24 protein-coding genes, 2 tRNA genes and 1 pseudogene are annotated in these 22176 nt (G+C 57.8%); 15 read left to right on the forward strand and 12 right to left on the reverse strand.

The annotated features are described in order from the left end of the window. The first annotated feature begins 164 nt into the window (after positions 1–164). Genes QDY28_RS23705 through QDY28_RS23720 form a run of 4 tightly spaced genes read left to right on the forward strand, consistent with a single transcriptional unit; the run spans position 165 to position 3036 of the window. Complete coding sequence (locus QDY28_RS23705) at positions 165–632, forward strand: RidA family protein (protein ID WP_331384019.1); 468 nt, start codon at positions 165–167, stop codon at positions 630–632. Continuing rightward, on the forward strand, positions 632–1363 hold the full coding sequence (locus tag QDY28_RS23710; RefSeq protein ID WP_331384020.1) for a glycerophosphodiester phosphodiesterase: 732 nt from the start codon (positions 632–634) through the stop codon (positions 1361–1363). Before QDY28_RS23705 ends, QDY28_RS23710 begins: the two co-directional genes overlap by 1 nt. A 12-nt stretch (positions 1364–1375) precedes the next feature. Next, on the forward strand, positions 1376–2563 hold the full coding sequence (locus QDY28_RS23715; RefSeq protein WP_331384021.1) for a GNAT family N-acetyltransferase: 1188 nt from the start codon (positions 1376–1378) through the stop codon (positions 2561–2563). 41 nt (positions 2564–2604) lie between these two features. After that, positions 2605–3036, forward strand: coding sequence for an HIT family protein (locus tag QDY28_RS23720; RefSeq protein ID WP_331384022.1), 432 nt, complete (start codon positions 2605–2607; stop codon positions 3034–3036). Positions 3037–3151: 115 nt separating this feature from the next. Here the strand turns inward: QDY28_RS23720 and clpA are convergent, their stop codons facing one another. The 5 genes from clpA to cysE form a co-directional block, all read right to left on the reverse strand. Then, positions 3152–5680, reverse strand: coding sequence for an ATP-dependent Clp protease ATP-binding subunit ClpA (gene clpA, locus QDY28_RS23725; protein WP_331384023.1), 2529 nt, complete (start codon positions 5678–5680; stop codon positions 3152–3154). A gap of 10 nt (positions 5681–5690) precedes the next feature. Next, positions 5691–6044 (reverse strand): ATP-dependent Clp protease adapter ClpS, encoded by a 354-nt coding sequence (clpS, locus tag QDY28_RS23730; RefSeq protein WP_028755011.1) that lies wholly within the window; start codon positions 6042–6044, stop codon positions 5691–5693. A 290-nt stretch (positions 6045–6334) separates the two neighbouring features. After that, positions 6335–6703, reverse strand: coding sequence for a phasin family protein (locus tag QDY28_RS23735; protein WP_331384024.1), 369 nt, complete (start codon positions 6701–6703; stop codon positions 6335–6337). 418 nt (positions 6704–7121) lie between these two features. Then, positions 7122–7325, reverse strand: coding sequence for a DUF3126 family protein (locus tag QDY28_RS23740; RefSeq protein ID WP_028755009.1), 204 nt, complete (start codon positions 7323–7325; stop codon positions 7122–7124). A gap of 128 nt (positions 7326–7453) precedes the next feature. Beyond that, complete coding sequence (gene cysE / locus QDY28_RS23745; RefSeq protein ID WP_331384025.1) at positions 7454–8317, reverse strand: serine O-acetyltransferase; 864 nt, start codon at positions 8315–8317, stop codon at positions 7454–7456. A 76-nt stretch (positions 8318–8393) separates the two neighbouring features. Between cysE and QDY28_RS23750 the strand changes: the two genes are divergently transcribed. Continuing rightward, entirely contained in the window at positions 8394–9194 is an 801-nt protein-coding gene (locus tag QDY28_RS23750; protein WP_331384026.1) for an enoyl-CoA hydratase-related protein, read from the forward strand. Between the two features lie 5 nt (positions 9195–9199). Here the strand turns inward: QDY28_RS23750 and QDY28_RS23755 are convergent, their stop codons facing one another. After that, on the reverse strand, positions 9200–9985 hold the full coding sequence (locus QDY28_RS23755; RefSeq protein WP_331384027.1) for an alpha/beta fold hydrolase: 786 nt from the start codon (positions 9983–9985) through the stop codon (positions 9200–9202). Positions 9986–10184: 199 nt separating this feature from the next. Here QDY28_RS23755 and QDY28_RS23760 point away from each other — a divergent pair, with 199 nt between their 5' ends. Both QDY28_RS23760 and QDY28_RS23765 read left to right on the forward strand, forming a co-directional pair. Continuing rightward, positions 10185–10430 (forward strand): zinc-finger domain-containing protein, encoded by a 246-nt coding sequence (locus QDY28_RS23760; RefSeq protein WP_028755005.1) that lies wholly within the window; start codon positions 10185–10187, stop codon positions 10428–10430. A 29-nt stretch (positions 10431–10459) separates the two neighbouring features. Beyond that, complete coding sequence (locus tag QDY28_RS23765; RefSeq protein WP_331384028.1) at positions 10460–11623, forward strand: FAD-dependent monooxygenase; 1164 nt, start codon at positions 10460–10462, stop codon at positions 11621–11623. Here the strand turns inward: QDY28_RS23765 and QDY28_RS23770 are convergent, their stop codons facing one another. Continuing rightward, positions 11624–12814, reverse strand: coding sequence for a cystathionine beta-lyase (locus QDY28_RS23770; protein ID WP_331384029.1), 1191 nt, complete (start codon positions 12812–12814; stop codon positions 11624–11626). 374 nt (positions 12815–13188) lie between these two features. Between QDY28_RS23770 and QDY28_RS23775 the strand changes: the two genes are divergently transcribed. The 7 genes and pseudogenes from QDY28_RS23775 to QDY28_RS23805 all read left to right on the forward strand — a co-directional run. Beyond that, entirely contained in the window at positions 13189–14214 is a 1026-nt protein-coding gene (locus QDY28_RS23775) for an amino acid ABC transporter substrate-binding protein (RefSeq protein WP_331384030.1), read from the forward strand. Positions 14215–14301: 87 nt separating this feature from the next. Further along, positions 14302–15495, forward strand: coding sequence for an amino acid ABC transporter permease (locus tag QDY28_RS23780; protein ID WP_331384031.1), 1194 nt, complete (start codon positions 14302–14304; stop codon positions 15493–15495). Between the two features lies 1 nt (position 15496). Then, positions 15497–16651, forward strand: a complete 1155-nt coding sequence (locus tag QDY28_RS23785; RefSeq protein WP_331384032.1) for an amino acid ABC transporter permease — start codon at positions 15497–15499, stop codon at positions 16649–16651. Between the two features lie 19 nt (positions 16652–16670). Further along, on the forward strand, positions 16671–17444 hold the full coding sequence (locus tag QDY28_RS23790) for an amino acid ABC transporter ATP-binding protein (RefSeq protein WP_028754999.1): 774 nt from the start codon (positions 16671–16673) through the stop codon (positions 17442–17444). Positions 17445–17593: 149 nt separating this feature from the next. After that, on the forward strand, positions 17594–17833 hold the full coding sequence (locus tag QDY28_RS23795) for a hypothetical protein (protein ID WP_331384033.1): 240 nt from the start codon (positions 17594–17596) through the stop codon (positions 17831–17833). Positions 17834–17990: 157 nt separating this feature from the next. After that, a complete protein-coding gene (locus tag QDY28_RS23800; protein WP_331384034.1) occupies positions 17991–18152 on the forward strand; it encodes a hypothetical protein in 162 nt (53 codons plus the stop codon). A gap of 705 nt (positions 18153–18857) precedes the next feature. Continuing rightward, positions 18858–19370: pseudogene (locus QDY28_RS23805) on the forward strand (integrase core domain-containing protein); the annotation flags it as partial. Positions 19371–19408: 38 nt separating this feature from the next. On the opposite strand, the gene QDY28_RS23810 reads toward QDY28_RS23805, so the two are convergent. The 5 genes from QDY28_RS23810 to QDY28_RS23830 all read right to left on the reverse strand — a co-directional run bounded on the left by QDY28_RS23810 (position 19409) and on the right by QDY28_RS23830 (position 21349). Next, positions 19409–19485, reverse strand: a tRNA-Arg gene (locus QDY28_RS23810). Between the two features lie 92 nt (positions 19486–19577). Then, positions 19578–19883 (reverse strand): ETC complex I subunit, encoded by a 306-nt coding sequence (locus QDY28_RS23815; RefSeq protein ID WP_283050236.1) that lies wholly within the window; start codon positions 19881–19883, stop codon positions 19578–19580. 173 nt (positions 19884–20056) lie between these two features. After that, positions 20057–20133: transfer RNA gene (locus QDY28_RS23820), tRNA-Pro, on the reverse strand. Positions 20134–20259: 126 nt separating this feature from the next. Continuing rightward, complete coding sequence (locus QDY28_RS23825; RefSeq protein WP_331384035.1) at positions 20260–20769, reverse strand: DUF192 domain-containing protein; 510 nt, start codon at positions 20767–20769, stop codon at positions 20260–20262. 1 nt (position 20770) lies between these two features. Continuing rightward, entirely contained in the window at positions 20771–21349 is a 579-nt protein-coding gene (locus QDY28_RS23830) for a cold-shock protein (RefSeq protein WP_331384036.1), read from the reverse strand. Between the two features lie 197 nt (positions 21350–21546). Here QDY28_RS23830 and QDY28_RS23835 point away from each other — a divergent pair, with 197 nt between their 5' ends. After that, on the forward strand, positions 21547–21987 hold the full coding sequence (locus QDY28_RS23835; protein ID WP_331384037.1) for a VOC family protein: 441 nt from the start codon (positions 21547–21549) through the stop codon (positions 21985–21987). Positions 21988–22176: the final 189 nt, after the last annotated feature.

The following is a 22176-nucleotide window of genomic DNA, read 5'->3' on the forward strand; positions in this document are numbered from 1 at the left end:
ATCAATTCGTCATCTCGCTCTGCCTTTTGATTTGGCGTGATCTCGTCCAAGATCGCTTCGCGTATTTCGGAATCGCGCTTAAATCGAGGCTGCCTTTCCCGGCAAAGGGAATTTAAGCTTGATGCCGGATTTTTGAAGATTTTACAACAAAACGGGAGATGAAAATGTCCGACGCTATCGAGAGCCGTCTGAAGGAGCTTGGCTTCGTCCTGCCGCAGGCCGCTGCGCCGGCCGCCAACTATGTGCCCTATGTCATCAGCGACAATCTTCTTTATCTGTCCGGGCAGTTGCCGATGGAAAACGGCAAGCTCGGCGTCACCGGCCTCCTCGGCAGGGATGTCGACGTTGCCGGCGGCCAACGCGCAGCCGAGCTTTGCGCCATCAATATCCTGGCCCAAGCGAAGGCGGCCTTGAACGGCGATCTCGGCCGCATTAAGCGCATCATCAAGCTGAACGGCTTCGTCGCCTCGGCACCCGAATTCGTCGAACAACATCTTGTGATCAACGGCGCCTCCAATCTTCTGGCAAATGTACTTGGCGACGCTGGCAAGCATGCGCGCGCCGCAGTCGGCATGGCGGCGCTGCCGCTCAATGCCGCTGTCGAGATCGATGCCATCATGGAAATCGCATAATGTGCAAGATTGCCTGGCTTACCGAACGTCCTGTCGCCCATCGCGGCTATCACGACATGAACAAGCAGGTTTGGGAAAACACGCTATCGGCTTTTGCGCGGGCGATCGAGGCGGGTTTTTCCATCGAATGCGATCTGCATTATGCCGCCGACGGCGTTCCGGTCGTCTTTCATGACGACGACCTGCAGCGCGTCTGCAATCTTCCCGGCCAGCTTCGCGACCGCACTTCGCCCGAACTCGGCCTGCTTTCGATCGGCGGCACCAATGACAAGGTCCCGACGCTGAAACAGCTCCTCAGGCTCTGCGACGGCAAGGTGCCACTGGTGCTGGAACTCAAGGGCCGCGAAGGCGACGACGAGGGCTTTGCGGAATCCGTGCTGGAAGTGCTGGAAGGCTACAAGGGTCATGTCGCGCTGATGAGCTTCGACCATTGGCTGCTCAAGGACCTGAAGGCGCTCAACGCACCCTACCCTATCGGCCTGACGGCGGATGGAAATGAGCCCGAGACATTTTTTAAGCATGACGAAGCCATGCAGCTTGGGCTAGACTTCATCTCGTATTTCTATGGCCACCTGCCGAACCCCTTCATCACGGCGCAGCGCCAGCGTGGCATCCCGGTGATCACCTGGACCGTGCGCGACGAAGCAGCCCGCAAACACACATTCGCCAACGCAGATCAAATGACCTTCGAAGGGTTCGACCCAAGGGAGAGCCCCGCCTTACCTTCCTGACAGACGAATTTGATGACAGACGAATTATCCATTCGAGTCGAGCGTTCCTTCAAAAACATTGCTCCGGAGAGCTGGTCCACGCTCGCCGGAGCATCGAGGACGGGTACGGTGCTGCCGTACAATCCGTTTGTCTCGCATGCCTTCTTGTCGTCCCTCGAGGAATCTGGTTCCGCCACCGACAAAACCGGCTGGCTCGGCAATCACCTGCTGCTCGAAACCGACAAAGGCGAGTTGATCGGTGCCGTCCCCGGTTATCTCAAGAACCATAGCCAGGGTGAATATGTCTTCGACCACGGCTGGGCCGACGCCTTCGAGCGCGCCGGCGGCCGCTATTATCCGAAGCTGCAGTGCTCCATTCCTTTTACGCCGGCAACCGGGCCGCGTCTGCTTGTTGCCGAGGGCTTGGATCGCAAGATGATTCAGCCGGCGCTGGCCGAAAGTCTGAAAGAGGTGACCCGGCAGCTCGGCGTCTCCTCCGCCCACATCACCTTCCTGCCGGAAGACGAGATTTCCGTTTTCGAAGGCGACGGCTATCTGCATCGTACCGACCAGCAGTTTCATTTCATCAACGATGGCTACGCCAATCACGACGCCTTCCTGGAGACGCTGGCGTCGCGCAAGCGCAAGGCACTGAAAAAGGAGCGTCGCGCCGCCCTTGAAGATGGCATCAGCATCGACTGGCTGACCGGCAGCGATCTTACCGAGCGGATCTGGGACCAGTTCTTCACCTTCTATATGGATACCGGCAGCCGCAAATGGGGCCGACCTTATCTCACCCGTAAATTCTACTCGCTGATCGGCGAGCGGATGGCGGACGATGTCCTGCTCGTGATGGCCAAACGCGAAGGGCGCTACGTGGCTGGTGCCATCAACTTCATCGGCGGCGAAACGCTCTATGGGCGGCATTGGGGCTGCATCGAAGATCATCCCTTCCTGCACTTCGAAGTCTGCTATCATCAGGCGATAGATTTCGCGCTGGCCAAGGGGCTGAAGCGGGTCGAAGCCGGCGCGCAGGGCGAGCACAAGCTTGCCCGCGGCTACCTGCCGGTCATTACGCATTCGGCGCATTATATCGGCCATGAAGGCTTGCGACGCGCCGTCGCCGACTATCTCAGGCACGAGCGCGAGCAAGTGGAGGAGATGAGTGAAGTCCTGGCGGAGCACAGCCCCTTCCGCAAAGGCGAGCGGCAAGATATTTAGCTGTTCTGGACAACGATAATCGGAAGACGAGGAGACCCTGGATGACCAGCCCCGCCGCCTATGAGCCCAACAATATTTTCGCGAAGATCCTGAAAGGCGAGATTCCATCCTATCGTGTTTACGAGGATGAACACACGGTCGCTTTCATGGATGTCATGCCACAAGCGCCCGGCCATACGCTGGTGCTGCCGAAGTCCGCTTCGCGCAATATTCTCGACGCCGATCCGAGCGTGCTGCCGCATCTGATAACCACGGTCCAGAAAGTCGCCGTCGCGATCCAGGAGGCTTTCGATGCGGATGGCGTCTATATCGCCCAGTTCAACGAACCGGCCGCCGGCCAGACGGTGTTTCACCTGCACTTCCACATCATCCCGCGCCATGAGGGTATCGCCCTGAAGCCGCATTCGGGCAAGATGGAAGATGGCGCTGTTTTGGTGGAGAATGCCAAGAAGATCATCGAGGCGCTGAGCTGAGCCACGTAAGCTCAGGTCTTTTTAAACTTCTTGATGAGATATGGTTTATAAATATATGGAAACGGCTGCATTGTCGCCAATGCAGCCGTTCTGTTTTTGGAGCGATGATCGCCGATTATTTGCGCGGCACCTTAGGCACCGTGCTTCCCTTGCGAAGCGACTTGTTGTCCGACTCCCCATCGCCGGCAGAAGACGGCGTCTTCGGCGAACGACGGGCGTCGGAAGCGCTGCCAGCCTTGCCGATGCGGCTTCTGGTCTTGACAGTGTCTCCGTCATCCTCATCCGCATCGACCACAGCGTCGACCACTTCGGCTTCCGGCTTCGGCCGGATCGGCGCTGTATCGGCGACGGCATCGAGCAGGATGCCGGTCGTACCGTCTTCCTTCTTGCCGACGGTGACCTTGACGACGCCGCCCTTCTTCAGTTTGCCGAAGAGGATTTCGTTCGCCAGCGGCTTCTTGATGTTTTCCTGGATGACGCGCGCCAGCGGACGGGCGCCCATCTTGTCGTCATAGCCCTTTTCGGACAGCCAATCGATCGCGTCCTCGTGCAGATCGAAGGTCACGTTCCGTTCGGAGAGCTGAGCTTCGAGCTGCATAATGAACTTCTGCACGACCTTGTGGATGACCGTGGTCGGCAGCGCGGCAAACGGAATGGTCGCATCCAGACGGTTGCGGAATTCCGGGGTGAAGAGCCGGTTGAGAGCCTCTTCATCCTCGCCCGTACGCTTGGAGGAGCCGAAGCCGATGGCGGCCTTGGCCATTTCCGATGCGCCCGCATTGGTCGTCATGATCAGGATGACGTTGCGGAAGTCGATCTTCTTGCCATTGTGGTCGGTCAGCGCGCCATGGTCCATGACCTGCAGCAGGATATTGAAGATATCCGGATGCGCCTTCTCGATTTCGTCGAGCAGGACGACGCTATGCGGATGCTGGTCGACACCGTCGGTCAGCAGGCCACCTTGATCGAAGCCGACATAGCCGGGAGGTGCGCCGAGCAGACGGGAAACCGTGTGGCGCTCCATATATTCCGACATGTCGAAGCGCAGCAGTTCGACCCCGAGCGACGAAGCAAGCTGTTTGGCAACTTCGGTCTTACCGACGCCGGTCGGGCCGGAGAAGACGTAGCAGCCGATCGGCTTGTTCGGCTCGCGCAGGCCAGCACGGGCGAGCTTGATCGAGGTCGACAGTGCTTCAATGGCCGTATCCTGACCGTAAACGACCGAACGCAGTTCCTTTTCGAGGTTGGCGAGAACCATCTCGTCATCCTTGGACACAGTCTTCGGCGGAATGCGGGCCATGGTCGCGATCGTTGCCTCGATCTCCTTTTCGGTGATCAGCTTGCGACGCTTCGACGGCGGCAGCAGCATTTGCGCGGCACCCGTTTCGTCGATCACGTCGATCGCCTTGTCCGGCAGCTTGCGGTCGGAGATATAGCGAGCCGACAGCTCGACTGCCGTCTTGATGGCGTCGTTCGAGTAGCGCAGGTGATGATACTCTTCGAAATAGGGCTTCAGGCCCTTCATAATTTCGATGGCATCTTCAATGGTCGGCTCGTTGACGTCGATCTTCTGGAAGCGGCGGACGAGAGCCCGGTCCTTCTCGAAGAACTGACGGTATTCCTTGTAGGTGGTCGAACCGATGCAGCGGATTGCACCTGAAGACAGGGCCGGCTTCAGCAGGTTCGATGCATCCATCGCACCGCCGGAGGTGGCACCTGCGCCGATCACCGTATGGATTTCATCGATGAACAGCACGGCGCCCGGATATTCTTCCAGCTCCTTGACGACCTGCTTCAGACGCTCTTCGAAATCACCGCGATAGCGCGTACCGGCCAACAGCGTGCCCATGTCGAGCGAGAAGATGGTCGCGTCGGCCAAGGCTTCGGGCACCTTGCCCTCGACGATGCGTTTAGCAAGCCCTTCGGCAATCGCGGTCTTGCCGACGCCCGGATCGCCGACGTAAAGCGGGTTGTTCTTCGAGCGGCGGCACAGGACCTGAATCGTGCGGCTGACTTCAGAGTTACGGCCGATCAGCGGATCGATCTTGCCGCTCTTCGCCTTCTCGTTCAGATTGACGCAATAGGCCTTCAGCGCATCCTGCTGCTTCTTGTTATTCCCTTCCTCCTGCTCGCCGCGGGAGGTCGGCTTGCTTTCGGATTCGGTATCCTCGGCGCCCCGCGGCGTGCGGGTCTGGGAGGAACCCGGGCGCTTGCCGATGCCGTGAGAGATGTAGTTGACCGCATCGTAGCGGGTCATTTCCTGCTCCTGCAGGAAGAAGGCCGCATGGCTTTCCCGTTCCGCAAAGATTGCGACGAGAACGTTGGCGCCGGTCACTTCCTCGCGGCCGGAGGATTGGACATGGATCACCGCACGCTGGATGACGCGCTGGAAGCCGGAAGTAGGCTTCGAGTCCTCGTCATAACCAGTGATCAAATTGGATAGTTCATTGTCGACGTATTCAGTCAGCGTCTTACGGAGCGCGTCGAGATCAACATTGCACGCGCCCATGACAGCCGCGGCGTCGGCGTCGTCCACCAAAGCCAATAGCAGATGTTCCAGCGTGGCATATTCGTGATGCCGCTCGTTCGCGTAGGTCAGTGCCTGATGCAGCGCCTTCTCAAGACTAGGCGAAAATGTTGGCACGTTCAGATCCTCACTTCTTTTCCATAACACATTGCAGCGGATGCTGGTGCTGCCGGGCAAAATCCATCACCTGGCTCACCTTCGTTTCAGCTACCTCATATGTATATATCCCGCATTCGCCGACGCCGTGATTGTGGACATGAAGCATAATGCGGGTGGCACTCTCTCGATCCTTTTGGAAGAAACGCTCCAGGATATGGATCACAAATTCCATGGGCGTGTAGTCGTCGTTTAGAAGCAGCACGCGGTAGAGGTTGGGTTTCTTGGTTTTGGGCTTGGTGCGCGTGATCACCGAGGTCCCGCGATTTCCGTTGTCCCCGTTCCTTTCGCTGTCGTTTTGCATCCGGATCGGCTCAGCGATCATTTCATTCATTCCTCAAATCATCCGGCAGGAAGCTATCGCATTCCGACTTGGCAAACTGGATTGGGCAACTGACTCTGTCGGGCCGAATATCCGAACCCCTAACTTAGTTCATATTGGCATGATTTTAAGCCCCCTACCGGACACTGCAATCAGAATTCGTTGCCAAAGCGGGCCATGATCAAAAAAGTCGCGGCCATGAGCGGATCGCGATCGGTAATCGGGAACGCAAAAGACCGGCTGCGGGTGGCGCAGCCGGTCCTTTCGTGAATCACTGTCCTTAAACGAAGCGCTTATGCAGCAGGCGCAACCGAAGCGGGGGGCTTGCCGGCGGTCTTGGTGACGGCGGCAACCGGAGCTTCATAGGGCTTGTATACGGTCTTGGCGAGATCCGCGTACATTTCGCCGAGCTTGGTCGCTTCGGCGATGAAGTTTTCATAGGACGACTTGACGAAGCCGGTCTGCAACTCGAAAGCAGCCTCGAAGCTCTTGACGCCGGCGAGCGTCTCGAAATGCGTAACGCCGTCCTGGAACGACTTCTTGGAGTATTCGGCAGCTTCAGCAGCGATCGCCTGGAAGCCCTTGGCGACATCGGAATAGCTCTTCAGAGCCGTATCCATGGCTTCCTTGCCCTTTTTGTTCGCTTCATCGAAATTGAACATGTTTCTCCGTCCCTGTGTTTGGTTTGGCCGACGGCCGGGTTACCGGGACAAAAACTAAATGCGACGCACAAAGAGTCAAGTAGTCTTGTGCGTCGCAATATCAACTTAGAATTTTATTCTCGATGACAAAGAGACGACGACAAACGAGGCCGTCCAACATGTTCCTGTTTTTGCTAATATATATCAAACAAGTTGCAACCTTAAGCTTCGGCAGAAATATTGGAATTCGATGAAAAAATCCGGATTCGGTGCTAAACGAGGCAAAATTCATCGCAAATCGCGGTAGCCCAGATCATTTTCCGGCGTCTATAAAAGAAAGAGCCGCATTTCCGTGAAATGCGGCTCCTTGACGCCAATTCTATCGGATATCGAGAGATCGACCAGAGGTCGAGCGCCAGCCAGGCCGCAGGGCAGTCGATCAGAGATCGACGTCTAGGATGGCCATCGAAAAATTGTAGGAACGGTCGCCGTCTTCGTCGTCGATATAGACAACGCCCAGGAACTCTTCGCCAAGATAGACTTCCGCGGAATCGTTCTTGCGCGGGCGGGCCTTGACCACGACCTGCGGATTGAACGTGCGTTTGAAGTAGGCGTCGAGCTTCTTGATTTCGTCAGGCTTCACAATTCATCTCCGTGAGGATTCTCGGGTTGGCCGCTTCTTGCATAGGAAAAGCGGCGGTGTAAAGACCGGAAGCGCGCCTTCTACCTTTGCCGGCGGAGCAAAACTATGACGATCGGGTGGGAGATCCGTTAGATTCCAGCACCCATGATTTGTTCGGCGACCATCTGCTCGGCAAGGAGTTGATCCATGGAGCGGGACGGTTCCGAACAGCCGGCCTCACCGACCACCTTGGCCGGCACGCCGGCCACCGTCGTCTTCGGGGGCACTTCCTTCAGCACCACCGAACCGGCGGCGATGCGCGAGCAATGACCGATCTGGATATTGCCGAGGATCTTTGCGCCGGCGCCGATGAGCACGCCATGGGCGATCTTCGGATGACGGTCGCTGCCTTCCTTGCCGGTACCGCCGAGAGTGACGCCGTGCAGGATCGAGACGTTGTCGCCGATAACGGCCGTTTCGCCGACCACCAGACCCGTTGCATGATCAAGGAAAATGCCTTTGCCGATGCGAGCAGCCGGGTTGATATCCGTCTGGAAAACGCTGGAGGAACGGCTCTGCAGATATAGCGCAAAATCCCGGCGGCCGCGATTGAGCAGCCAATGGGCCAACCGATGCGTCTGCAGCGCGTGGAAGCCCTTGAAATAAAGAACCGGCTCCATGAAGCGCAGGCAAGCCGGATCGCGGTCATAAACGGCCTGAATATCGACGCGCAGGATCGAGCCCCATTCCGGCCAATCCGCAAGCATTTCCTCGAAGGTCTGACGCAGCAGGATGCCCTGCATATCCGGATGGTCAAGACGTTCGCAAATGCGATAGATGACGCATTCTTCCAGCGACCGGTGATTGATGATCGTGGAATAGAGAAAGGCGGCCAAAAGCGGATCCCGCTCGGCGGCTGCGCGTGCTTCTTCCCGCACGCTGCCCCAGATGGGATCGACGACCTTTACCGGGCCTACGCCTTCGACCTGGCGAATGTCCGTTGCTACGACCATTGGCGGTCTCCTGATTTCCTGTCGGTGAAACATTATATAGAGTAAAACTCCGACAACATAAATGGGTACGGCGCGCATGAGTTTTGAGCATGATTTTGCTGGCGGTCTCCTCCGCGCTACCTGCAGCGACGCCATCGGTACACTCACCATTGATAATCCCGATCGGAAGAACGCCATTAGCGCGGCAATGTGGCGCGCCATACCGCAGGCCATGCGACTTTTGACCGATAAGGCGCAGGCGCATGTCATCATCATTCGCGGTGCTGGTCAGGATTTTTCGACCGGCGCCGATATCAGCGAATTCGACAGCCTGCGCAAGGATGCCGAAACCGCTGTCAGCTATGAGGCGCTGAACAGCAGTGCCTTTACCGCCATCCGCCATTGCCGGGTGCCGACGATCGCGGCAATCCGTGGCATTTGTTACGGCGGCGGTTTCGGCATTGCCGCCGCCTGCGATCTCCGTGTCGCCGCCGAGGGAGCGCGTTTTTCGGTGCCCGCCGTCCGCCTCGGCATCGCCTACCCTGCCGATGCTGTGCAGGACATCGTCAACGCGCTTGGGCCTCAGATGGCGAAGGTCACGCTTTTCACCGGCGCACCGATGTCAGCCGAAAAGATGGTCGCGGCTGGCTTTCTGCTGGAAGAGACTACAACAGACGCATTTGACGACGAAGTTTCGGCGCTCGCCCGCGCCATCGCCGCCAATGCGCCGATCGCGCTGCATGCCTCCAAGCTCGCGGTTCGTGCCGTGATCGAACAGGATAGCGACCTCTTGCGCGAGGCCGAGGTGATCGGCGCCGAAACCTTCGACAGCGCCGACTATGCGGAAGGCCGGGCAGCCTTTGCCGCCCGGCGCAAACCACATTTCACCGGCAAGTGACTTGCCTATCGATTGGCAAGACGTTCGTAGAAACCTAGGACGGCCTGCTTGAACACCTTGTCGCCGACCGCGAGCATATGGTCGCGGTTCGGGATATCCAGCGCTTCGGCATGCGGCATCAGCGCCGCCAGCTCCTGCGGTGAACCGGCAATATCATCCTTGGTACCGACGCCGATCAAGGTCGGCGCCTCGATCTTTGCCACATCTTCCTTGGCGACCAGATCGCGCGAGCCCCTGATGCAGGCCGCAAGCGCCTCACGGTCGCTCTTGTTCTGATCGGCGAAGGCGCGGAACATGCGGCCGCGCAGATGCGTGACATCATCGACCGACGGCGCCAACAATGCCTCCGCGATCGGGTCCCAATCACCGACGCCGTCGACCATGCCGATCCCGAGTCCGCCGAAGACGAGTGAGCGGACACGATCGGGATGGGCCATCGCCAGGAAAGCCGAGATGCGCGCGCCCATGGAATATCCCATGACATGGGCTTCGGGGATGCCGAGATGATCGAGCAGTGCGACCGCATCCTCCGCCATGACCCAGGGACGATAGGCATCGGCGTCATAGGCTTTGTCGCTCAGGCCATGGCCTCTATTATCGATGGCGATTACGCGATATCCCGCCTCGCCCAGCGATTTCAGCCAGCCCGGATTGACCCAATTGGCGATCGCGGTCGAGGCAAAGCCGTGAATCAACAGGACCGGCGCACCATTCGGATCACCTTCGTCGAAATAGGCCAATTTCAGCCCGTCATGGACAAAATAGGAAAAGGCGGGACTATTCAAATTCATGGCAGGATCTTCGTGAACATCATCTCTTTGCTGCGGACCTTATTTTATCGGCAATATCAGGTGAACCCCGCGCCTGCGAAAATCTGTGCGCCGAGCGGGACTTTCGCACTACACATTCGGCGAGAAGGATTATAAAGAGGGGCTATCAAGTCTGGCGCAACATTCATGCCGTTCAAGGCAGACGCATTCGGAGATCATCATGGCCGGCCACAATATTCCCCATTTCCAGAACGACGGCGGACACCGCGTGATCGAGATCGGCGTGAAGGAATTCATGTGCACCGGCGCTTCGGTTCCCTACGACCATCCGCATATCTTCATCGACATGGGCGATGAAAGCGAGAAGGTCTGCTCCTACTGCTCGACGCTCTATCGCTATAATCCGTCGCTGAAGGCCGACGAGACCAATCCGGCTGGCTGCGTCTTCCATTTCAAGGCCGCTTGATTTTCCGAAAGCGGATCGGACATAGCTGAATGCCGATCAAGACCGCCGCGATCATCGGTGCCGGGATAGCCGGCCTTACCGCGGCGCTGGCGCTGGCGAGACACGGCATCCGCGCCGCAATTTTCGAACAGGCCGAAGCGCTGACCGAGGTTGGCGCTGGCCTGCAGATTTCTCCAAACGCATCCCGCATTCTCGACACGCTCGCCGTGCTCGATGCTCTTCAGCCTGTCTGGCTTGAACCGGCGGAAGTGCGGCTTGTCTCCGGCTCATCCCTGCGATTACTCGCATCCGTGCCCTGCGGCAGCTTCGCCAGAGAGCGCTGGGGCTCTCCCTATGGCGCCGTTCATCGCGCGACGCTGCAAAAGGCACTTCTCGCCGCAGTAACGGCCAATCCGCTCTGCGAGCTGCATCTCGGCCGGGCGATCGATGCAACAGACAGACGGTTGCTCGATACGACTATCGGCGAGGATACGGATCTGATCATCGGCGCCGACGGCGTCTGGTCGAAGACACGCGCGTTGGTGCCGGGCGCCCCCTCCCCGCATTTCTCCGGCAATCTCGCCTGGCGTTTCACCATTCCCGAGGCATCCGCCCCAAGTATCCTCGACAGAACGAGCGTCACGGCGTTTCTCGGTCCTTCGGCGCATCTCGTCAGCTATCCCATCAAGGAACATGCCGCCTTCAACATCGTGGCGAACATCTCCGGAAGCAGTGCGATCCATGACTGGAGCGCCACCGGCACCAAGGCGCAACGCGAGCATCTTCTACTGCGCTTCTCGGGCTGGAACGATGCCATCACGACAATGCTCGACCGCCAGGAACAAGCGACCTTTTGGCCGCTCTACGAGGCAAGCGCCGGCCGCTGGCACAACGGCGGAAATGTTATCCTGATCGGCGACGCCGCTCATGCGATGATGCCCTTTGCGGCGCAAGGGGCCGCCATGGCTATCGAGGACGCCTACGAACTCGCCGGCATGGTGGCATCACATCCCCTCGCCGAGGCTCTCGATCTCTTCGAAAAGCATCGTCTGCCGCGAATCGCGCGCCTGCGCCAGCGCGCTGCCTTCAACCAATTTGCCTATCATGCCCGCGGACCGGTGCGGCTGGCACGCGATCTGGTTCTGTCCATGCGTCCGCCGCAAAGGCTCGCGGCGGATTTGGATTGGATCTACGGCTACCGCGCCATGGGCTGATCAGGCCTCTTTGGCGGCGGCAAGGCCTCTTTCGATATCGGCCTTGATGTCAGCGATGTCCTCAAGGCCGATCTGCAGGCGCAGGACCGGCCCTTCCGGCGGCGCCTTGCTGATGCGCCGGTCATTGAGATTGACGTGCAATGCCAGGCTTTCAAAGCCGCCCCAGGAATAGCCCAGGCCGAAAATTCGCAGCGCGTCGAGGAAGGCATGTGCCTTGGCCTTGAATTTCTCCGGACGGTCGACAGCCAAGATGAAGGAGAAGATGCCGCTCGACCCCTTGAAGTCGCGTTTCCAAAGCTCATGGCTCGGAAAACTTGGCAGCGCCGGATGCAGCACGCGGACGACGTCCTCGCGGCTCTCAAGCCAGTGCGCGATGGCGAGCGCGCTTTCCTGATGGCGCTCCAGGCGCACGCCCATGGTGCGCAGACCCCGCAGCACCTGATAGGCATCATCAGGTGCACCGCAGATGCCGAGCTGGATATTGGCTTCCTTCAACTGCTCCCAATGCGCGGCATTGGCGGATACGGTCCCCATCAAAATATCGGAGTGACCGGCCGGATATTTCGTCGCTGCATGAATGGAGATGTCGACGCCATGATCCAGCGGCTTGAAATAGAGCGGTGTCGCCCAGGTATTGTCCATGGTGACGACGCAGCCATGGCGATGGGCGGCGGTCGAAATCGCGGAAATATCCTGCATTTCAAAGGTGTTGGAGCCCGGTGCTTCCGTGTGCACCAGCCTGGTGTTCGGCTTGATCAACGCCTCGATTCCGGCGCCCACCAAGGGGTCGTAATATTCGACCTCGACACCGAGGCGCTTCAGCATGGTATCGCAGAAGATGCGCGTCGGCCCATAGACCGAATCGACGATCAGCGCGTGGTCGCCGGAGGACAGAAAGCCCAGGAAGGGGACGGTGATCGCCGCAAGGCCGGATGGCACCAGAATCGTTCCGGCCGATCCCTCCAGCGCGTCAATGGCCTCGCAAAGCGCATCGGTCGTCGGCGTTCCGCGTGTACCATAGGTATATTTCTGGTCGCGCAGTTCCATGGTTCGCGCATTCGGGAACAGCACGGTCGAGGCATGCACAACCGGCGGATTGACGAAACCATGGAAATCGGAGGGCGAATTACCGATGTGGGACAAACGCGTGTTGATGCCGGCGTTCTGCAGGAATGTGTCTTTGTCTTTCATGTCTGGGTATGCCTTTGGCGCTATGGAGACTTCGATTAGTGGCTGCCAAGCCTGGCGCGGTCAACCCCCGAACGATCCAGAAAGCGCTAATATTATGCGGAAGCTAAAATACCGGAATGACGAAATAATCCGTCATTTTTGCGCAGTTTTTTTGCAAAATGCTGCTCAATGAGAAGCCAACCGCCCGCTTTCGAACCGAAACAGGCGAAAACCCCGAATTATTCCTCAATAATTGGGGCAGCGTCTTGACCGGAAATGCATTTGCGACTGTGATAGCACCACTCGCACCGGGAGAGTGACGGACACGGTTCTCCGAGAGCCTGCTTCGGGGGCGATACGCTTTAACTATAAAACAATAGACAAAGGTAGGGAAAATGAAAAAGATTGCTCTCTCCGCATTCCTCGGAGTCGCAGCCTTGGCTTACACCGCATCGGGCGCTTCGGCTTCGACGCTAAGCGACGTGAAAGCTAAGGGCTTCGTGCAATGCGGCGTGAATCCTGGCCTTCTCGGCTTCGCACAGCCAGATGCATCCGGCAACTGGGCCGGCTTCGACATCGACTTCTGCAAGGCTGTGGCTTCGGCCGTATTCGGCGACCCGACCAAAGTGAAATACACCCCTCTCAGCGCCAAGGACCGCTTCACGGCATTGCAGTCCGGCGAAATCGACGTGCTGTCGCGCAACACCACCTGGACCATCAACCGCGACACGGCGCTCGGCCTCAAGTTCCGCCCCGTCACCTATTATGACGGCCAGGGCTTTCTGGTTCGCAAGGAGCTGAACGTGAAGTCGGCGCTCGAACTCTCCGGCGCGGCTATCTGCGTCCAGTCCGGCACGACGACCGAGCTCAACCTTGCCGACTATTTCAAGACCAACAACCTTCAGTACAATCCAGTGGTCTTCGATAAGCTCGAAGAAATCACGACGGCCTATGATTCCGGCCGTTGCGACGTCTTCACGACAGACCAGTCGCAGCTTTATGCCGTCCGCCTGACGTTGAAGAACCCGGACGATAACATCGTTCTTCCCGAGATCATCTCCAAGGAGCCGCTTGGCCCGGCCGTTCGCCAGGGTGACGACCAATGGTTTAACATTGTGAGCTGGACGGCCTATGCGCTCGTGAACGCTGAAGAGTTCGGCATCACCCAGAAGAACGTCGACGAGATGAAGAATTCGCCCAACCCGGATATCAAGCGCTTTCTCGGCGCCGAGCAGGGTTCCACGATCGGCACCGACCTCGGCCTGACCAACGATTGGTCCTACAACATCATCAAGGGCGTCGGCAATTACGGCGAAGTCTTCGACCGTAACATCGGCGCAGGCAGCCCGCTGAAGATCGCTCGCGGCATCAACGCGCTGTGGAACAAGGGCGGCATCCAGTACGCGCCTCCGGTGCGCTAATAGCCCAACTATCGGAGAAAGGCGGCAAACCGCCTTTCTCCCCTCAAGAAAACAAGCCTGAAACAGGCACATTGGGGAAAATTCTGCATGGCAATTACTGCAAATTCGCCTGAAGGTGAGCGTTCATCCATATCGGCAGCGCTATACGACCCCAAAGTCAGGGGTGTGTTTTATCAGGCCATCACGATTATCATTCTGGCTGGTATCTGCTGGTTCATCGTTACGAATACGATCGACAATCTGCGCGCATTGAACCGCTCTTTCGGATTTGGCTTTCTCGAAGGTCGCGCCGGTTTCAATCTCGGCCAGGCGCTGATCCCCTTTTCCAGCGATTCCACTAATCTCACCGCGATCGCCGTCGGTGTTCTCAACACGCTGCTCATATCGTTTGTTGGCATCATCGCTGCAACGATCGTCGGCTTTGTCGTCGGCATTGGCAGACTTTCGAGCAACTGGCTCATTGCCAAGCTCTCCCAGACCTATGTGGAAATCTTCCGCAATATCCCGCCGCTGCTCGTGATCTTCTTCTGGTACAGCGGCGTTCTGGTGCTGCTGCCACAGGCGCGCGATGCCGTACATCTGCCGTTTTACAGCTATCTCAGCAATCGCGGCCTCGCCTTTCCGAGCCCGATTTTCGCTGCGGGCATGTGGGCTGTCGGTGTTGCTTTTCTCGTAGCAATAGCTGTCGTATTTTTCGTGGCGCGCTGGGCGCATAAGCGTCAGGCGGCAACCGGACAGCAATTCCATACCATCTGGGTTTCGCTCGGCATCCTGATCGGCCTCCCACTGCTCGTCTTCCTGGTAGCGGGCATGCCGCTTTCCTTCGACTATCCGGTCGCCGGCAAGTTCAACCTCACTGGCGGAACGGTTGTCGGACCGGAATTCATCGCGCTTCTCCTGGCGCTTTCGCTCTATACCGCGTCCTATATTGCCGAGATCGTGCGCGCCGGCATTCGCGGTGTCCCGAAGGGGCAGTCGGAGGCGGCAGGCGCGCTCGGTCTTCGGGCGTCAGCCATCAACCGGCTTATCGTCATACCACAGGCAATGCGCATCATCATTCCGCCGCTGACGAGCCAATATCTCAATCTGATCAAGAACTCGTCGCTTGCCATCGCCATCGGCTATGCCGATCTCGTCGCCGTCGGCGGCGTGATCCTCAACCAGTCCGGCCGAGCGGTCGAAGTCGTCATCATATGGATGGTCCTCTATCTCGCCTTGAGCATCGTAACGTCGCTGTTCATGAACTGGTTCAACGCCAAGATGGCTCTGGTGGAGAGATAAGATGTCGAGCGTAGATCAAAACTTCGTCAGCAAGTCGCTTCTGTCGGCACAGCCGGCACCGGCCAGCGAACGAGGCGTGTGGCACTGGTTGAAAAAGAACCTCTTTGCCACGCCCAAGGACACCGTTCTGACTGTGCTTGCTATCGCCTTTCTTGCCTGGGCGATCCCGCATCTGGTCAATTGGCTGTTCGTACAGGCGGTTTGGAACGGAACCGACCGTACGTTCTGTGCCACCACGGTTCAGGGCGGAACGCAGCCGGACGGCTGGAACGCCGCCTGCTGGGCCTTCGTGCGTGCGAAATTCGTCATCTTCATGTTCGGCCTCTATCCGCCTGAAGGGCGCTGGCGGCCGGTGCTCGTCATAATCCTCGCGATCATTGCCTTCGCTCCGCTCCTGATGCCGTCGGTTCCCAGGAAAGGATTGAATGCGATCCTCGCATTTTTCGTGCTGCCGGTTATTTCGTTCTTCCTGCTCTATGGAGGCTTTGGCCTTAAAATCGTCGAAACGGAAAGATGGGGCGGGCTTTTGGTGACACTGGTGATCGCCTTCGTCGCGATCGCAGTCTCCTTTCCGTTCGGCATCCTGCTCGCGCTCGGCCGGCGTTCCAAGATGCCCATCGTTCGCATGCTGTGCGTCGGATTTATCGAAATCATCCGCGGCGTGCCGCTGATCACGGTGTTGTTCATGGCCAGCTACATGCTGCCGCTCTTCATGCCGCAGGGCTGGACGGTGGACAAGCTGCTGCGCGCCGTGGTCGGTGTTGCGATCTTCACCTCGGCCTATATGGCAGAAGTCATCCGTGGTGGCCTGCAGGCGATACCGAAGGGTCAATTCGAGGGTGCGGATTCGCTCGGCCTCGGTTACTGGCAGAAGATGCGGCTCATCATTCTGCCGCAGGCGATCAAGCTGGTCATTCCCGGTATCGTCAACACCTATATCGGCATGTTCAAGGACACGTCGCTCGTCGCGATCATCGGCATGTTCGATCTGCTCGGCATCGTCCGCCAGAACTTTGCGGATGCGACTTGGGCGAGCGCAGTGACACCCGTGACGGGTCTCGTTTTCGCCGGATTCGTTTTCTGGCTGTTCTGCTTCGGCATGTCGCGCTATTCAGGCTTCATGGAACGCCATCTCGACACTGGCCACAAACGATAAAAACTGAGGGAATAAAAATATGGCTGACGCCCAACCAAAAAAACTGACCATTTCCGACACGGAAGTCGCGGTTGAAATGATCAACATGAACAAGTGGTACGGCGATTTCCACGTGCTGCGCGACATCAACCTTAAGGTCATGCGCGGCGAGCGCATCGTTATTGCCGGGCCTTCCGGCTCGGGCAAGTCGACGATGATCCGCTGCATCAACCGCCTCGAGGAGCACCAGAAGGGCCAGATCATCGTCGATGGCACGGAACTGACGAATGACCTGAAGAAGATCGACGAAGTGCGCCGCGAAGTCGGCATGGTGTTCCAGCACTTCAATCTCTTCCCGCATCTGACGATCCTGGAAAACTGCACACTGGCGCCGATCTGGGTGCGCAAGATGCCGAAGAAGCAGGCCGAGGAGATCGCGATGCACTTCCTCACCCGCGTCAAGATTCCGGAGCAGGCGAAGAAATATCCTGGCCAGCTTTCCGGCGGTCAGCAGCAGCGCGTGGCGATTGCCCGTTCGCTCTGCATGAACCCGAAGATCATGCTGTTCGACGAACCGACCTCGGCGCTCGATCCGGAAATGATCAAGGAAGTGCTGGATACGATGGTGGGTCTGGCCGAAGAAGGCATGACGATGCTCTGCGTCACCCACGAAATGGGCTTCGCCCGCCAGGTCGCCAACCGCGTCATCTTCATGGACCAGGGCCAGATCGTGGAGCAGAATTCGCCAAAGGAATTCTTCGAACACCCGCAGCACGAACGCACCAAGCTGTTCCTGAGCCAGATCCTGCACTGAGCAGACCATGCGACAATCAAAAACCCGCTGGCTGTGGCGCCGTCGGCGGGTTTTTCTATGGCCATCTGGGATTCCGAAGCAGTCACGATTAACCATATTGACACTTGGCGAAAACCAGAACATTGTGTGAACAAATCAGGGCGAGCACAATGGCATCCGGCGAAAAATTCATTATCCTTCCTTATAAGAAGAACCGTGGAAATCTGGTCCCGGGAGAGATGCGGCAGGCGTCAAGCGCCGCCAGCGCTGAAAAGATCGCCTCTTCCATGTCTGCGCGTTTCGTCGGCGTTGCCGCCTATGCGGTCGTGGTCGATGAAGAGACCGGCGACATGACGTCCCCTCGCCTCCTGGCACGGCACGGGGAGATCGCCGAGCTGAACGTCGCCTGACCGATTGTTACTGCCGGGGGTTTTCGCCCGGCTCTGACGCACGCTCAGCGCGAAGGCTCACATCCTCAACATACCATAGCGCCCCGCCACAAACCCGATATACTGCCGCCCGTTGCGTGGGGATGCAGTTTTATAAGCATTGGGGTCAAGACGGGACGTGAAGAAAAGCGACAGGATAATCGCTGCGCTGGCGCTTCTCAGCGCAGCAATCATCGTCGTAAGAGTGATCGGTGCAATGGCCGGTTATGACCTCATCGACATGGCAGTGAATGCAACTAGACCGGCAGACGCCGGCGGGTGGCCGATGGAGGCGCATTGAGTCTGGCTCTGTTGCGGCGCTGTGTGCTGCAACGGACTGACAAATAGTGAGGGTGGGATAGTTGCGAAACGTGGCGTTGCTTAAGCGTATGACTTGAAGGCTCCAGACCACTTGCAACCCAACCGCCCGCCGATCAAAATGTCATTTGCAGACTTAATGGAAATTCCTGCTTTTCACCTTGAGTCGATTGATAGGCAGATCGGGAACTTGCGCCGAGCCCGTTCCCTAAAGCCTGAGACCGGACAGTCCACAAGTCTATCGCTCACCAAGTCAAGAGAGGACGGACAGAGCCATAGGAACCCGGTTGCGACCCGCTTGGAGCCAACTGATTGTCTCGTTGGACCCTCTCTGCCCATCGCCGACGGACGGCCGCTTTGTCTTTGGCGGTGGCAGGATCTGTCGATTTTCTCGCTTCTACGGAACCAGATTGTCCGCCGACCGTCGAGCAGGAAACAAAGAAAACAGCGGGAAAAATAATCAGAATGCCCAAGGCGACTGCCCTCGTGAGCCCGTAATAGATCGGCTGCATAGACATCCCTAATGCTCTCTTTGACCATCTGTCATAAAGAGGGATGTTATTCGATTTCGCATCGAGTGGAAACCAAAGGCTGTTCGGATTTCCGTGTGATGGACAGTAACCGGTACTCCGGCCCCATGTTATCCTCGCCGCCCTATCGTTCGCCGCGTATCACAAGCTATATCGCAGCCTCGTGGTGGCTCAGGCTCGGCATCGAAATCGAGCGCATCAAGCCAGGCAATCCGCAGCAGAACGGCCGCCACGAACGCATGCATCTCACACTGAAGCTGGAAACCACCAAGCCAGCCGGCGCCAATTTCCTGCAGCAGCAGGCCCGCTTTGACGATTTTGTCGAAGAATTCAACACAGAGCGGCCACACCAAGCCCTTGACATGGCTTGCCCGGCAGAGCGCTACCACACGTCACCACGACCCTATCGCGGCCTGCCAGAGCTCGACTATCCGTTCCACGACCAGACCGTTACCGTCACAACATGCGGCCGCATCTGCTATAAGCGAAAGAAGATCAATCTCAGCCTGGTCTTTGCCGGGCAGGCCGTTGGAATCAAACAGGTCGAAGACCACATCTGGCTCGCAAGCTTCATAGATTACGATCTGGGATACTTCGATGACGAGACATGCAGGCTCGAACCGCTGCCGAACCCTTTCGGCCCAAAAGTGTTACCTATGTCTCAGGAATAAACCGTAACCCATGTGTCCAGAACGGACCCAAAAGGAGATGGCGACCCCTGCAGGATTCGAACCTGCGACCACCTGCTTAGAAGGCAGGTGCTCTATCCAGCTGAGCTAAGGGGCCCGAAAAACCAAGCCGCCGCGAACCGCTCGCGGCCGACAACACATGCCTGAAACTTCCATCAAACTCAATGGCCATGAGTTCAACGAGTGGGATTAGTGAGTCCAGGGCTGGATGCGATTGAACCGGAAGTTATCGGTATAGGAAACCACCTGGCGGTTGGCGTCCTTGGGAGCGAGAACACGATATTCGATGCCGTTGCGCTGGGCATAGGCCTCGGCCTGCTCCTGCGTCTCGAAGGTCAGCTTGAGCTGCTGGCGCGTATCGGCCGACGAAGTATAGCCCATGATCGGATCGATCTTGCGCGGAATTTCCTGATCGAATTCCAGAACCCACAAATGGGTCTTGGCCTTGCCGGATTGCATCGCGGTTTTTGCGGGACGGTAAATCTTAGCAGGCATCGCTGCAGCGCCTCCGGATAAGCGGGACAGTCCCGCTTTTGCTTCTCTGGTCTTCGCTCGGCCCGATGAAGGCGGAGCATTGTGGGGATTTGCTTAGCCGCGAATCCCTTTGTTTTCAAGCAAAAAGGCGGCCGGGCCTCATCCCAATTCATCGATATCAGGCAGAACTTAAATGGTCGGAGTGGAGAGATTCGAACTCCCGACCCTCTGGTCCCAAACCAGATGCGCTACCAGACTGCGCTACACTCCGTACCTATACGCATACCCCTCTAGGAGATCGCGTCGCTCCGCTTTGCAGAACGAGTGCGGAGATACACGGTTCATTCCCGTGCTGCAACAGCTAAAATGGCGTCGAAGCGCCGATCCCCGGGGAAATCTATTTGCCGAGCTTGGCGGAAATCGTGGCGCTGGTCACCTTGTCGCCGACGGCAAGGCCGAGTTTTCTGGCGATGCCGCCGTTCAGCTCGATGACGTAAAGCACCGGTCCGCCGGAATTGATGATCTCTTCCGAAAAGGGTACGGCGTTTTCCTGAATGTGCGTGATGGCGCCGCTCTTGTCCAGAAAGAGCATGTCGAGCGGCAGCACTGTATTTTTCATCCACATCATGACGGGGCGTGGCGCACCGAAATCGAAAAGCATACCGTGATCAGCCGGCATGCTCTTGCGATACATCAGGCCGAACTCAAGCTGCGGCTCGGTCAAGGCCAATTCCACGGTGAATTTGTGCGTGACACCCTTTGCCGTTTTGATCGACAACGGCTCCGAATCGAATTTTACCGATTTTTCGCTGGTCGCCTGCGCAGCGAAGGTAGGAGCGGATGCCCCGACAAGAAAAAGCGCCACGATGGCGCTCTTCAAAACAACGGAAAACGTAGTTCTCGTCATATCAATGCGGCCGCGTTACCGGGCTCGGCGCATCCGGATGGATTTCCGCGGCCATCAGTCCCTTCTCGCCCGGTCCGAAACGGACGAGAACCACCTGCCCCGGCCGCAACTCCGCCAGACCGAAACGACGCAGCGTTTCCATATGCACGAAGATGTCCTCCGTGCCTTCACCGCGCGTCAGGAAACCAAATCCCTTGGTGCGGTTGAACCACTTGACCAAGGCGCGTTCCAGGCCGCTTGTCGCCGTGACCTGGACATGGGTGCGCACTGGCGGCATCTGCGAGGGGTGCACGGCGGTCGACTGATCCATGGAGAGAATTTTGAAAGCCTGATAACCGCGTTCACGACGCTGGACCAGCGCAACGATGCGCGTCCCTTCGAGAATGGTCTGATAGCCGTCGCGACGCAGGCATGTCACATGCAACAGGACGTCCTGCATACCATTGTCCGGCACGATGAAGCCAAAACCTTTGGCGACGTCGAACCATTTGACGACGCCGGAGATTTCGATGAGCTCGACGGCCTCGCCCGACATCTCTCCGAAGTCGACGATTCCCTTCGATGAAATTCTGTCACCCATCTTAGCCAGCCCTCGATTACGCGTCACACTGTTACAGTTAATTGATTCCTTGAAATCAAGATTAACATCTTGGTAACGGAAATGCGCAAGTCCTAGTTTTCGTTTATTCCCATCCGTAGATTAGCGCGCCGAGTCTTGCCTGAAGCTGGTGTCTCGTTTCATGATCGTCTCAGCACAAACATTAGAGAGGAAACAGAATGCGTTATCTCCACACCATGGTCCGCGTTACCGATCTCGACGCCTCACTGCACTTTTATAGCACTCTCTTCGGCCTCACCGAAACCCGTCGCTACGAAAACGAGAAAGGCCGTTTCACACTCGTTTTCCTTGCTGCCAGCGAGGATGTAGAGGCCTCACGAAGCAGCGGCGCCCCCAGTCTGGAGCTTACCTACAACTGGGACCCTGAGGAGTATACCGGAGGACGCAACTTCGGTCACCTCGCCTATGAGGTCGATGACATCTACGCAATCTGCCAGACGCTTATGGACAATGGCATTACAATCAATCGGCCGCCGCGCGATGGTCACATGGCTTTCGTGCGTTCTCCCGACGGCATTTCCATCGAGATCCTGCAGAAGGGCGCGAACCTGGCTCCGGCTGAGCCCTGGGCTTCGATGCCCAATACTGGCGCCTGGTAAAGCGCTAGCTTTCGCGAGGCTTACGGCGCGCGCGGAGCCATCGGTTTCGCGCTTGCCGGCCATACCCGCTCTCCGGCATGCTTGGGACGACTCGAAGCATCATGCATCGGATTTCGTGCGGTCGTCGTTCCCAGTTAACGCCGCATGACATCATCGTCCCTCGCAAGAGGCCGTTCCGGTGCCAACTTT

It is taken from the genome of Rhizobium sp. BR 362 (assembly GCF_036528765.1).
Lineage (GTDB): Bacteria > Pseudomonadota > Alphaproteobacteria > Rhizobiales > Rhizobiaceae > Rhizobium.